The organism is Legionella stuttgartensis (assembly GCF_977063405.2).
Genome location: NZ_CDRUHA020000044.1, coordinates 398,538 through 412,758, shown reverse-complemented (window position 1 = coordinate 412,758; position 14,221 = coordinate 398,538). Strand labels below are relative to the sequence as shown.

Below are 14,221 nucleotides of genomic sequence, written 5' to 3'. Positions count from 1 at the left end.
GAGGAGTTTACGACGAAGGATCTCCTGATTTTTACTCATACCCATCTTTTCGAGGTCTCTCACTGCGTTCGGGATGACGTATCCTCCGCTATTGTAACCTGGATGGCAGCATAGCAGAACCCGAGTTTTTTAAATATTGGGCTAGGTGTTATTGAGTCCGCTAAAACAAAGAGGTTTATCTATTATCCCTTGAGCAGGCAAATTAAGTCGCACCATGCCGCACTGATCTGTCCTATAAAAGGGAATGTGTAATGAGCTCATAGCGGTTAAAGTTTTAGCATGAGGAAAATGAAAACGATTATCATAGCCTAAAGAGGCTATGGCATAACGTGGCGCAACTTCGAGCAAGAATCGATAAGAAGAAGAGGTTTTACTACCATGATGAGGGACAATTAAAACATCGGATGCCAGTTGTTCTCCATAGGTTTTTATTAAATAATCTTCGGCTTTTTTTTCAATATCTCCGGTTAATAATACCTTTCCAGCTTTAGTGCTTACTTGCAGAATACAGGAGTTATTGTTTTTATTTTTGAAATGAATGATGATTGGCAAGAAACGAAAATGAATACCATCCCACTGCCACTGCGGATAATTATGACATGATTCCCCATGACCATAATAACGAGGCTCATTGACTAATAGTTGCTCTACGTGCATTCCTTTCTCAAGGGACTTGAGCCCTCCACGGTGATCTTTATCTGGATGACTAATGACCACGGCATCAATTTTTTTTATTCCTAGGGTTTTAAGATAGGGTAAAATCACCATATTCCCTAGATCATTTCCTTTGAAAAATCGATCTCCAGTATCATAGATCATGACATGATGTTGACTTCTTACCGCAACTGCCAAACCTTGACCTACATCTAAAATATCAATTACAGCTTCTCCTGGTGATAGTGGAGTACGGGATGGAAAAAATGGAAGCAGTAACCAGAGTAGGGTAATCCATTGAAAGGGTTTAATGGGTAATAAAACCCACATTAGTAAAGCGCCCATCAAAATAATCACGAATTCAATGCTATGAATAGAGCAATTAATATTAATAATTTCTAAATGTTCAATAAGGCTTAATCCTTTAAATAACAATGCAATCAGCAACGATAAGAGTTTCATTAAGAGGAGGGCAATATTCCATGAACTGAGTGCCATCGTTATCAACGCTATGGGTACGATTAAAAAGCCAACCAGAGGAATAGCGAATAAATTTGCGATAAATCCATTAATTGAACCATACGAGTACCAGTAGAGGGTTAAAGGCATGAGTCCAATTAAGCAACTTAATTGTAAGGCTAAACTTCCTTTATATCCTTTTAGTCTCCAACGCTGTTGAGTTAAAAGCAAACATGCTACGGCGAGAAAGGAAAAATAAAAACCTTGCATGAATACTGCATGTGGTTCGATACATAAAACGCCAAAAAGCGCGTACCGCCATATTTGCCAGGCCGAAAAACGTTGTTTGCCTAAACGATAGAATGTATAAAAAAAACAGCCGATGAGTGCTCTTTGTACTGGGGGAGCAAATCCTGCTAAGAAGGCATATAACACAGCCGCCAGAAGACCGCTGACACTGGCTACATAGGGGGCTGGAACATACAAACAGCATAGGGCGCTTTGCGACCATAGCCAACGAATTAGCCAATAAATCATTCCTGATATCAATGCAATATGTTCTCCTGAAATCCCAAATAAATGGGTTGTTCCTGTACGTCTAAATAAATCCCAATTTTGTTGGCTAATATGGTTGGTCAAATTTAAAGTTAATGCTTCAACAATTCCTGCTGTGAATTGGTTGGGCGCCAATTGGTTGAGTTGATGACCTAAATGCTCACGTACTCGAAGCCAATTAAAATGAGAATGAGATTCTGAAAGCAATTGATTGTTTTTAGAAAGAATATAACCCGTCCAATGAATATGGCGTGTATTAAGTGCGCCAACATAATCGGCGCTTCCTGGATTAAGATAATTTCTCGGTTTTTTTAATTTGACAGTAAACTGCCATCGTTGCCCTACGCGTAATTCAGGAGCATTGTTATACCAAGATAATTGGATTAATCCTTGAGCTGGATGCTGCTCATATTGCTCAAGGGCAAATAAAAATTGGGTTTTAGAAAAATCTTGGTTAGGAATAGATGCAATTGTTCCTTGAATTGTCACTTTAGGTATGACGGGAATATTGGGCAATCCTTTAGTTAAATTAAGTGATTGATGCAGGAATGCCAGTAAAACCCCTAAAATAAAAAAGAGGATCAAGGAATACTTTGGACTTAGGAAAAAAACGAGTAGGCTAATTAGGGGTAAAGTACGGTTAAACGTATATAGATAGAGTATGCCTGTGAAAAAGCAAAAAATTTCCATTTCATTTTAAGTTGGACTGTCCGTTAAGCGAGATAGTAGAGAATAGGTTTTTGTTTGTAAAGTAAATTTTACTGTGGGGAGATAAGGTTCTAACTTAGCTTGGACTCCAACAAATAGTTTGTGCGGCTCCGGATGAGTCTACAGCTGTTTTCACATTCGATTGATTGATACTCAAACTGGCACAGGTTTCATCTTTAGTTTGGTAACCTATGGGGGTTGCGGTTAGCGTATAAGTAGTGTTTCCTATGTGCGTTAAGCGAATACTGTAAAAATCTTGAATCGATCTTTGCGGAAATAAGGGTAATGTATTGCAGGGCGCATTGTAAGAAAAATTTTGGGCATAACACCTTTCCAGAGTGATTTGAGCTTGTGCTAATGTGGCTATGGCATCGGAGCGATGTTTTTTTAGCAAGAAATGAAGGTAGCTAGGGTAGGCGATTGCAGAAAGGATGGCCATAATAAACAGGGTCATCATTAATTCAATTAAAGTGAATCCTTGGCTTCCTATTGGTTTTTTGTCCATCCTTGTTCGCACCAGAAGAGTAGATTGTTTTACGCCAAGTGAGCACTGGTAGTGCCCCTTGGTTTTTTAATCCCATTCGATAAATTTCTCAATATCTGCGTTTGCAACCTTGTATTGCTGAGGTCGTTTTTTGTTCTGCGCAAGAGCATGAGGTCTATTGCATTGAATTTGATTTTTAAATGTTTTTAATGCATCTTCTAAATTAACAAACTCATAACCATTTTGTTTATACAAATTGATGATATCAGGCAAAACATAAGCATTAAGTAAATTAGCGTGAATTAATAAAATTTGGGCTTGCTCCGTATTTTGATGGAATTCATTATGTTCTTCAGCACGTAGGGTTTGTTGCCAAATAAAATCCAGATAAAACGGCTTCAACTCGTCAAGATAAGTGCGTCTGTTCATTTCAGGAACGGATAACAAGCGTTGATTAAAGACAAAATCTTTGGAATCAATAGTAATAGGGGCAACCTGATAATTTTTTCGCGCAAGATAACAAAGTATGTCTTCTTTTTTTTGTCCAGAACTCATCGCCAAGTAAGGATAACGAAAATATTTAGGCTTCGTTAAAACAGGATTTAAAATGTTGTCAGCACCTCGAATTTCTTGAATGTATTCTTTGGTATCCATTTTATTTAAATTTGCATGGGTAAGGGTGTGGTTACCTAATCCAAAACCAGCATCGCGAAATTTCTGCAGTATTTCCCAGTTATTTTTGCGTACCTCACTGGCAATAATAAATCCAGTAGCAGGAATTTGCTCCTTAGTCATGGTTTCGATCATCATATTCAAATGAAAGTTTCGATATTCACCAACAAAAGGTAAATCATCGATGGTGATAGATACTATTTTTTTGGGGACAATCGATTTTTTAGAGGGCTCTTTTTTTCTATCGTAATTCTCTTGAGAATGATCCTCTGAATCTAAGATGCTACTAACATCATTAACAGTGTCCTTAGAATTGCGATGCTCAAATGCAAAACTGGTGCTTTGACTCGCTATTAGAAGCAATAAAATAAATGATATCTCTTTAATAATTAATTTAATTTTCATTAGTGCAAGGTACAAACAAATAGGGAAACCGACATTGTAACAAAAAAATAGCCTAAATGGCTGCTCTGAGACAGGTTGGTTACAAAAATATTAAGAAGATAAGATAGCCAAATGTGAATATTTGGCTACCTTATTTCAAAGGGACAAGTTAAAAAAGCTTGAAGATTAATACTAGTTTTTGGTAGGTAAAACTGTATGTTCTAGTTCTTCATCATCACTTTCTTCTTCGTCGGTGGCCTTACTTCCAAAGAAGGTTTTACCGATTGTAGAAGACAAACTGCCTAAGTATCCTTTAGACTCTTTAGATTCTTTTTTGGATTCTTTTTTAGTTTCTTTTTTAAATTCCTCTACAGCACCTTTTAATGAGGCCATGCGACAATCATAGATCATATCAATAAGTAAATTAAAAGATTCTTTTAATTTAAAGTTTGCAATTGCTGAAAAAATATGGTTGCTACGAATTGCCTTTTTGCCATCATTTTTCGGCGCGATGGTCATAAATTGCATGAATTGGGTTGCTGATGTAATCAAGGATTCAACATCTTGCGGTTTTACTTCGTCTACAGCAAGTATTTTGTTTAATCCATTGAAAATAATCGAATTTTCTTTGCTGGAGATGTATGAAGATGCATACTCAATTTCGATTTGTTTACGAACTAGATGCATGGCTCCAGCGAGAATGGCAACTTTTTCAGCTTCATCGATTTCTGAAAGGTCCAGTGTGTCTCTTATTGTCTCCAAAAAGGTAAGTTGAGCAATGCGTTCTGTTGATTTTAACTTTTCAACTTTGGGGATGCTTTTATCTGCAAGATCATCTTCGATTAAATCTTTAAGAGCCGCTTTGAGTTTATCCCAACCAGAAAATCGATTGGTTGCAGAGGCAGGTGATTTTTTTATTGCTTGGTAATGACTGAGTTCAGCAGGTGTTTGCGCATCATTAGTAAAAGAAGCAACGATTGCCTTTTGGGCGTCTTTTTCTAGTTTATAGGAGATCTGCATCAGCTGATCTAATTTTTCAGTTGGAATAGCAGATAACATATGGTGTTTTGCAAATCCCTGACGCGAATCATGTCCTATAAAAACCTGATTTAGGACTGCGTTTATTGCGGTACGGAATTTAGCAGTTTGATATATGCCAGGTCTATCTTCTTCTTTGGTTTCAACACCGATGCCTATTGCATCGTTTAGGCGCTCACTAAGTAAACCCGATGACTCTAACATGCCCCGGTTTTTTTCGATGTCTACGAGTACCGTTAACATTGCGCCATAAAAAGCATTTATTAGATTTGTAACAGTATGCTGAGCTTTTTCTCTTTTTTGTTCTTCTTGTATACTTGGAGAGAACTTCTCTTTTTCTGAAGTTTTTCTTTCTTCGTACTTTTTGATTATCTCTAGGGATGGTGCTGCTTGTTCTTCTAGTTGAGAAAGTACTGTTGAGAGGTATTGAAATTCATAGACTCTATGAGGGTTGGGAAGGTCTTCAATTTTCCCCTTTTTTTCACGTTTTAATATAACTCTAACGGTTTCATCAAAATTGCTTCTTAATTCACTTAGTTCCTTTAATACAAACGTCATGTTAGTCTCCAAATGTCCAATGGATAAATGTAAGATCTTCTTACAAGGCCTCAGTGTAAACTAAAGTAAACCGCTCGTCATGTATTTTCATTATACAATTTCATTCTTTTCATGAAAAATTATAAAATTCAATGTGTTAACTACAAAATTGCGCATTAAAATGATGCTGTTCTTTATCAATGTACATAAAAAAATTGTATTAATTAAAATAAAGGGTAATATTTCTGTCATTTTTTATTGAGTGCTAATCAATGTAACTTGATGAAGCGAGCTGAAATTTCAGATTCATAGATTTTGCTTACTTGCAAGAGAGAAATTTTTAATGAGGATCTGTTTTGAATATTGAAAACGACAATCAGTTGCAACAACAATTTTTTTATAATGCACAATTTGCATTAGTCTTTCTTCTGGTCTGTCGAATAATTTCCATTTGTTTTATTCCATTAAATGATGTTTCCGAAGCACGCTATGCCGAAATTGCACGAAAAATGCTGGAAACTGGAAATTGGGTGACGCCACTTCATGATTATGGAGTTCCTTTTTGGGCAAAGCCGCCGTTGTCTACCTGGCTATCTGCTTTTTCAATGAAACTTTTTGGAGTTAATGAGTTTGCTGTTCGATTACCCGGTTTGTTTCTATCTTTGATTACGATTTGGCTTATTTGGTATTTGGTTAAAAGGCATAGCGGTGATGTCATTGCCATGGTCACAACCTTGGTGCTTTCAGGAACACTGTATTTTTTTCTTGATGCAGGAACTGTAATGACGGACCCCTCTTTGGTCCTTTGCATTACTTTGGTCGAGGTCGCTTTTTGGCGGGCCGTGGTTGATGGAAGCAAACTTTGGTCTTATGTTTTTTTTGTAGCTTTGGGACTTGGTTTATTAGCAAAAGGTCCTGTTGCTATTGTTTTATCAGGAATGCCCATATTTTTTTGGGTTTTATTACGGAAGCAGTGGCGTAATTTATGGGAAAGATTACCTTGGATAAAGGGCATAATACTCATGCTTGCAATTGCACTTCCTTGGTATATTTGGGCAGAAATAAGAACGCCGGGATTTTTAAATTATTTTATTATTGGTGAGAATTTCAATCGATTTTTAAAACCAGGATGGGTAGGTGACAAGTATGGTTTTGCACACCAACAAGCCTGGGGAATGATTTGGATATATGCGGTAATAGGGACCTTGCCTTGGTGTGTGCTCGGGGCTGCATGGTTTATTAAATACAAGCATAATGTGCGCAAAGTATTTGTCGACAACAACGGGTGGTTAAGTTACTTTTTTCTATGCACCATAGTTCCGATCGTCTTTTTTACTTTTTCCCGGAACATTATTTACACCTATATTTTTCCAAGCCTTCCTGCTTTTTCAGTGTTTTTTGTGACGTACTGGGATCGTGTGGGGGCCATAACCAGAGCAAGGCAGCTTATTATAAAGCTCTCTGTACTCGTCGGAGTACTGTTCCTTGCAGCAACCCTTGCCTACAATGCCACTCCACAAGCAATATCCAAAACAGAAAAATATGTAGTTGCCGCCTGGTTAAAGCAACATCCCGAAGCTGGAAGCTATCTTATTTATTGGAATTTCAAAACTGAATTCTCAGCTCAATTTTATTCAGGAGGTCGAGTAAAATTTGCTTTAAATAGTAAAGAGCTTTGCCGATTGCTGGACAATGGACGAGAAAATTATCTGGCAATTAAGCCATATTATATCACCGATGTTGCACCGGAATTGTTTTCCAAAATGGTCCTAATTCAACGAGTTCACTCTGGTGATAAGCCATTTTTATTGATGCGAATTCCAGTTTCTGCAAAAAATACGTGTAAAAACATAACAACAGCAGAAGCGGAATATTGGAAATATTATTATCTTGAACAAGGGGAAATTGTACACCACGTAGTGACTCCAAGTTTGTTCAATAAAGATACCAATTTATTTAGAGTTTTGATATAATCGGGCGCAATTTTTAAGCCATAAGGAGTAACTGTGTCGCAATCTGTTGCAGTGGATTCGAGAACTTTTGTGCCCCGTGGTGATTTAATGGCCTGGGTTGTGTGCCTATCGGCAGGACTCTTTTTTTTATATGAATTTTTTCAACTCAACATTTTTGATGTAATCAATCAGCCTTTACGGGATGATTTTCACATCGATGCAACTCAATTAAGTTGGATGTCCAGCGCTTATTTGTGGGCAGATATTCTATTTCTTCTTCCAGCTGGAATTATTCTGGATCGTTTTTCTACACGTACTGTTATTTTAAGCGCGATGTTTATTTGTGTACTTGGTACGGTAGGTTTTGCGTTAACTCACTCGTTTATTTTAGCTTCGTTCTGTCATTTTCTTTCCGGAATAGGTAATGCATTTTGCTTCTTATCCTGCGTCGTCTTGGTATCGCATTGGTTTCCACCAAGAAGGCAAGCTCTTGTGATCGGATCTTTGGTTACAATGGCCTTTGTTGGCGGTATGATGGCCCATACTCCTTTTGCGTATCTTTATGAATTATTTGGATGGCGTAAGGCTTTGTTAATTGATGGGGCAGTGGGTGCTGTATTGCTGCTGTGGATTTACTATATGGTAAGCGATAAACCCGCAGAGTCACCCATGAAAATTCGTACCAATCAGGGGCAAGTTATTTCGGGATTTATCAAAGCATTCTCTAATTCACAAAATTGGTTGGCAGGTTTTTACACCTCCTTTCTTAATTTACCCATTATGGTTTTATGCGCTTTATGGGGTGCGAGTTATTTGCAGGTCGTTCATCATTTACCCGAAATGGCGGCCAGCAATGTCGTCAGTTTGATTTTTATGGGAAGTGTTATTGGTTGCCCATTGGCTGGATGGTTGTCTGATTCTCAGGGGCGTCGAAAGCCTTTAATGATCGGGGGAGCTATTGCAACCCTTATCATTGTAATTCCTTTATTCTTGGATATCGTTTTATCGCAGTTTGCACTTAGTATTATCTTTTTTGCCTTAGGATTTTTTACCAGCACACAAGTAATTTCTTATCCTTTAGTGGCTGAAAGTAATTCTGCTGAAAACACTGGGGCTGCTACAGGTATTGCCTCAGTAATTATTATGGGTGGTGGGGGCGTAGGACAAGTACTCTATGGTTGGTTAATAACCCACCATGCTGGGTCGGCAGCAACAACTTATTCTGTGGTAGATTTTCAATACGCCATGTGGATGTTCCCAATAACTACGGTTGCGGCTTTAATTGCCGTATTAATAACCCGTGAAACATATTGCAAGCGATAAAGCTGAGGAGTAAAGATGCAAGTGGTGGATGAGTTTCCAGGATATAATGAGATGAAGTCTTCATTATTACCCTGGCTGGTGTGTTTTGCTGCGACCTTATTCTTTTTTTATGAGTTTATTCAGGGGAATATGTTTGCATCCATTGCTGCAAATATCATGCAGGATTATCAGATACAAGCTGATAAAATGGCGTGGTTATCAAGCATTTACTATCTTTCTAATGTATTGTTTCTTTTTGTCGCTGGGATGGTTCTTGACCGCTTCTCCATTAAGAATACTTTATTAATTGCTATGTTTTTATGTGTGGCAAGTACGTTTCTACTGGCTTACTCACATTCATTTTATATGGCCTTATTTTGTCGGTTTATCACAGGTATAGGTAGTGCTTTCTGTTTCTTAGGGCCTGTCCGTTTAGCATCGCATTGGTTTCCACCAAAACGTATGGCTTTGGTCACTGGAGCTATAGTGACTATGGCAATGGCTGGAGGCATGTTGGCTCAATATCCGTTAACCCAATTGGTTAATTTAGTTGGATGGCGTCAGGCAGTTCAAGATGTCGGAGTTCTTGGTTTTGCCATGCTGATCGTTATGTTTTTTTGGATAAAAGAAAGACCGCACACATCAATAAAGCATGTAGTTAAACCAATCAATGTATTCTCAGCCGCTAAAAAGGCGTATTTGAATACTCAATATTTGCGGGCTGCATTTTATGCCAGTTTAATGAATATGGCTATTGCTGTATTTGGTGCCATGATGGGGACTTTATATCTAGTACAGCGGTTAGATATTAGTTCTTCGCAAGCGTCTGTCGTAAATGGTATGTTATTTTTGGGATCAATTATTGGATCACCTCTAGTCGGGTGGATATCTGATAAAATGGGTTTACGAATTATGCCTATGAAAATTGGTGTAATTGCTTCCTTATTAACTTTACTCGCAGTGCTTTACCTTCCTGTTTCTTATAGCATGATGGCATTTTTATTTTTCTTGCTTGGTTTTTTTACTTCAGCGCAAGTGATTAGTTATGCTTTGGTTGCTGAAAGTAGTTCACCTGCAATGACCGCAACCGCTGTAAGTGTCATTTCGATATTGACTCAAGGTGGTTATATTGTGTATCAAAATATGTTCAGTTATTTATTAACGAATCATGGGGGTATGCAAATGGTGAATGGAACTCCTGTTTATCTACTCGGCGCATATCAATATGCTGCAATTATTTTACCTGTAGGCCTATTAATTGCTTTCTTCATGCTGATAGGTTTAAAAGAAACACGCTGCCAACATATTGAGAACTAAGATGACTGGGAGAGTTTGTATATTACTGATGGATTCTTTTGGCATTGGAGCTAGTTTAGATGCCCCTCGTTATGGGGATGCTGGTGCCAATACTTTTGTTCACATCCATGAAGCATGTGAGCGTGGTGAATGCAATCGAGAGGGGCTTCGCCAAGGCTCTTTAACATTACCCAATCTGGCCAGACGGGGACTTTATCATGCAACCCTAGCAAGCTGTGGATTACGTTTTGTTGAGTTGTCTAATTTTTCTGAACCTGTGGGCCATTATGGCTATGCAGTAGAACAGAGCTTAGGCAAGGATACTCCTAGCGGGCATTGGGAGTTAGCAGGGGTTCCAGTGACGTTCGAATGGGGCTATTTTCCTGAACAACCGTTCTGCTTTCCTAAAAAATTAATTGATACCTTTATTCAACGTGCCGGTTTACCAGGAGTGCTTGGTGAGAAACATGCGTCAGGAACTACAATTCTTGAGGAATTAGGTGAAGAACACATTCGAAGTGGTAAACCCATCGTTTATACTTCCGCAGACAGCGTATTTCAAATTGCCGCCCATGAAGAACACTTTGGTTTACAGCGTTTGTATGATATTTGTGACATTGCGCGGACTTTAGTAGATGAATATCAGATAGGACGAGTGATTGCGCGACCTTTTATTGGCCAACCAGGAGCCTTCAAACGAACTGCTCATCGTAAGGATTATGCAACCTTACCTCCTGCAAAAACACTACTTGATTACTTGAAAGAAGCCGGTCGCGAAGTGATTGCATTAGGAAAAATTGCTGATATTTATGCGCATCAGGGAGTCACTCAAGTGATTAAGGCTGATGATAATATGGCCTTATTTGATGCTACTTTGACTACCATGAATACTGCTCCTGAGGGTAGTTTGGTTTTTACTAATTTTGTAGATTTTGATTCCTCATTCGGCCATCGGCGGGATGTAACGGGTTATGCTCATGCGCTTGAAGAGTTTGATGCACGTCTTCCAGAGCTCGATGCTTTATTAAAACCGAATGATCTAGTTGTTATTGCAGCGGATCATGGTTGTGATCCAACATTTCCTGGTTCAGATCATACAAGAGAGCATATTCCAGTATTAGTATATGGTCCTAATCTTAAAAGCCGTTTTATTGGCCGTCGCGATACCTTTGCTGATGTAGGTCAAAGCATCGCACAACATCTTGGATTACAAAATTTATCCCATGGAGTATCTTTTTTAATCTGAAAACTGTAGGTTGAATGTAACTGTTTACGTACTTGTGCCAACTGAAATAATTGTTGCAGGGTACAAGTCGTAACAGAAAATTCAAAACCGAAAATTCTGCATTCCCTGTACCTCATCCAGAGTACACTCTAATTTTACAGCATCAATAGTTACAATTTATTCACTTTGAGACCCCTTGTTTTTTTGTTTATCATCCCCATGTATAGGGTTCCGGTTTGATTTGAGGATTTTATTTTGGAACAATTTCGTGGGACAACCATACTTTCAGTACGACGCGGAAATCAAGTGGTTATCGGTGGAGATGGCCAGGTCACTCTAGGTAATACAGTGATGAAGGGGAATGCGCGTAAGGTGCGACGCCTCTACAAAGATCAAGTAATTGCTGGTTTTGCTGGCGGTACTGCGGATGCGTTTACTCTTTTTGAACGTTTTGAGAGCAAATTGGAAATGCACCAAGGTCATTTGGTCCGTGCTGCAGTTGAACTTGCTAAAGATTGGCGAACAGACAGAATGTTGCGCCGACTTGAGGCAGTTCTTGCTGTTGCAGACGTCAAATCCTCCCTAATTATTACAGGTAATGGCGATGTAATCGAACCTGAGCATAGCTTGATTGCAATTGGTTCAGGTGGTCCTTTTGCGCAAGCCGCTGCACGAGCATTGATGGAAAATACAAAATTATCTGCTGTAGAGATAGTGCGTAAAGCATTAAATATTGCAGGGGATATCTGTATTTATACCAATAACAATTTAACTATAGAAGAATTAAACAATGGCGACAAATAACAGCAAGATGACGACTCCTCGTGAGACTGTTCGAGAAGTGATGACTCCTCGTGAAATTGTCCAGGAATTGGATAAATATATTATTGGCCAGGATGACGCGAAAAGGGCAGTAGCAATTGCATTACGTAATCGTTGGCGACGCATGAACATTAAAGATCCTGCTTTGCGCAATGAAATCATGCCTAAAAATATTCTCATGATTGGACCAACAGGTGTTGGTAAAACAGAAATTGCTCGACGTTTAGCTAAATTAGCACGCGCTCCGTTCATCAAAGTAGAAGCAACAAAATTTACTGAGGTAGGCTATGTTGGTCGTGATGTAGATTCCATTCTGCGAGATTTGGCCGATATCGCGGTTAAACAAGAACGTGAATTTGCGATGAAAAAAGTGGAGCATTTGGCTGAAGATGCAGCAGAAGAGCGAATTCTCGATGTATTACTTCCACCTGCACGTGGCAGTTTGACTCCTAGTGAAAAAGACAGTACAGCCAGACAAGTGTTTCGTAAGCAATTGCGTGAAGGAATTCTCAATGAGAATGAAATTGAAATAGAAGTTTCAGCAACCCCTATAGGCATTGAAATCATGGCTCCTCCCGGCATGGAAGAGATGACAAGCCAATTACAATCAATGTTTCAGCAAGTGGGCACTCACCGAACAAAAACACGTAAAATGACTATAGGTAAGGCAATGCAGATTTTACGTGAAGAAGAGGCTGCTAAGCTGATTAATGAGGACGATATTAAGATTCATGCCATAGAAAATGTGGAGCAAAATGGAATTGTCTTTATTGATGAGTTGGATAAAGTAGCCCGACGAACTGAGAATGCGGGGGGCGGTGATGTTTCTCGTGAAGGCGTCCAAAGAGATTTATTACCTTTAGTTGAAGGAACTTCAGTTACCACGAAATACGGTATGATTCGGTCGGATCATATTTTATTTATTGCATCTGGAGCATTCCATGTTGCTAAGCCTTCTGATTTGATTGCTGAATTACAAGGTAGATTACCTATTCGTGTTGAATTATCTGCTCTTTCTGTTGAGGATTTCGTGCGTATTCTTACCGAACCTACTGCATCATTAACATTGCAATACAGTGCTTTAATGGCTACTGAAGGATTAACGTTAACTTTTGATGAGTCAGGAATTAGACGAATTGCCGAAGTAGCTTGGCAGGTAAATGAGCGCACTGAAAATATTGGCGCGCGTCGGCTCTACACTGTGATGGAGCGGTTATTAGAAGTTGTTTCATTCGAAGCCACAGATAAATCAGGCGAATCAGTGCATGTCGATAAAGCCTATGTTGAAAAAAACCTCGGCCAGCTTGTAGCAGACGAGGATTTAGCTCGTTACATTCTTTAGATTCAAGAGCCTATGTGCAACTTGGCGAACCTGTGTTCTGCTGCGTTGCACTCAGGCTACAATTCCTCAAAGCAATAATCTTTATTTCTAAAACTTAAGGTGTGTTCTACTTTGCTTGTTAAATGAGCATGTCAAATAAATTAAGGAAAATAGTACGAGAACTCATCCACTCTGTTTAATGTGCGGGGGGCTTGATTCAATTGTAATTTTGGTATGTGATTAAAAAGAAACTGCAAGTTCTATAAAAACGGCTGTTCTCATGGAGGAGAAAAAAATGTCACATCAATCGAGTTCTATTGCTACAATAAGAAGTGAAGATCTTGAGTTAGAAGAAGGCACTGATGATTCTTTCGAAAATGATGAGCCCCATCCTTCTTTTTCCTGTATTGGTGTAAAAGCGTATTCATTTTTTAATTCTCAAAAATTTACTTTAGATTTCCCTGTTCATACCAAAATTTGGAATACAAGTAGGGGGGATTCCAATCACAGAAGAATCAAAGCGTTGCTTATCGATTATACTCGAGAAAATTGTTTATTCGGTTCGTTTATTGGACGTATGATTTCAGGATATTGGAATAGACATCATGTTAGTGCAGTAAGTAAAATTATCGCAAATATGTCGATTAATAATTATTATGATTCTGCTGATGATATTGTTTCTGACTTGAAAACATTAAAACCTAAAAAAGGAGGAGCTTTGTATCAGCTAATTAAATTTATTGAAATGAAGTTGGAAGCGCAACTAAAGTATAATTTTAAATTTTAACTTAGAGAAGCAGTTGAGTTCGTTA

Annotated in this window: 11 protein-coding genes; 7 read left to right on the top strand and 4 right to left on the bottom strand. The window is 38.5% G+C overall.

What is annotated here, in order from left to right:
* Nucleotides 1-141: 141 nt before the first annotated feature.
* From ACWTEW_RS12740 to ACWTEW_RS12725, 4 genes are all read right to left on the bottom strand, one after another.
* Nucleotides 142-2,358, bottom strand: a complete 2,217-nt coding sequence (locus ACWTEW_RS12740; RefSeq protein WP_454782007.1) for a DNA internalization-related competence protein ComEC/Rec2 — start codon at nt 2,356-2,358, stop codon at nt 142-144.
* Between the two features lie 94 nt (nt 2,359-2,452).
* Complete coding sequence (locus tag ACWTEW_RS12735) at nt 2,453-2,881, bottom strand: type IV pilin protein (protein ID WP_454782006.1); 429 nt, start codon at nt 2,879-2,881, stop codon at nt 2,453-2,455.
* Between the two features lie 66 nt (nt 2,882-2,947).
* Nucleotides 2,948-3,937 carry a polysaccharide deacetylase family protein gene (locus tag ACWTEW_RS12730; RefSeq protein WP_454782005.1) on the bottom strand — a complete coding sequence of 330 codons (990 nt, stop codon included), beginning with the start codon at nt 3,935-3,937 and terminating at the stop codon, nt 2,948-2,950.
* 171 nt (nt 3,938-4,108) lie between these two features.
* A complete protein-coding gene (locus tag ACWTEW_RS12725; protein ID WP_454782004.1) occupies nt 4,109-5,512 on the bottom strand; it encodes a hypothetical protein in 1,404 nt (467 codons plus the stop codon).
* A gap of 335 nt (nt 5,513-5,847) precedes the next feature.
* Here ACWTEW_RS12725 and ACWTEW_RS12720 point away from each other — a divergent pair, with 335 nt between their 5' ends.
* From ACWTEW_RS12720 to ACWTEW_RS12690, 7 genes are all read left to right on the top strand, one after another.
* Entirely contained in the window at nt 5,848-7,464 is a 1,617-nt protein-coding gene (locus tag ACWTEW_RS12720) for an ArnT family glycosyltransferase (protein WP_454782003.1), read from the top strand.
* A 33-nt stretch (nt 7,465-7,497) separates the two neighbouring features.
* Complete coding sequence (locus tag ACWTEW_RS12715; protein ID WP_454782002.1) at nt 7,498-8,766, top strand: MFS transporter; 1,269 nt, start codon at nt 7,498-7,500, stop codon at nt 8,764-8,766.
* A 15-nt stretch (nt 8,767-8,781) separates the two neighbouring features.
* A complete protein-coding gene (locus tag ACWTEW_RS12710; protein ID WP_454782001.1) occupies nt 8,782-10,062 on the top strand; it encodes an MFS transporter in 1,281 nt (426 codons plus the stop codon).
* A gap of 1 nt (nt 10,063) precedes the next feature.
* A complete protein-coding gene (locus ACWTEW_RS12705; protein ID WP_454782000.1) occupies nt 10,064-11,287 on the top strand; it encodes a phosphopentomutase in 1,224 nt (407 codons plus the stop codon).
* A gap of 234 nt (nt 11,288-11,521) precedes the next feature.
* The gene (gene hslV, locus ACWTEW_RS12700) at nt 11,522-12,070 is read left to right on the top strand and encodes an ATP-dependent protease subunit HslV (RefSeq protein WP_454781999.1); all 549 of its coding nucleotides are present in this window, start codon (nt 11,522-11,524) and stop codon (nt 12,068-12,070) included.
* The gene (gene hslU / locus ACWTEW_RS12695) at nt 12,057-13,430 is read left to right on the top strand and encodes an ATP-dependent protease ATPase subunit HslU (RefSeq protein ID WP_454781998.1); all 1,374 of its coding nucleotides are present in this window, start codon (nt 12,057-12,059) and stop codon (nt 13,428-13,430) included. The genes hslV and hslU overlap by 14 nt, the downstream gene beginning before the upstream one ends.
* A 259-nt stretch (nt 13,431-13,689) precedes the next feature.
* Nucleotides 13,690-14,196 (top strand): DUF5617 domain-containing protein, encoded by a 507-nt coding sequence (locus ACWTEW_RS12690; protein WP_454781997.1) that lies wholly within the window; start codon nt 13,690-13,692, stop codon nt 14,194-14,196.
* The last annotated feature ends 25 nt before the right edge of the window (nt 14,197-14,221 follow it).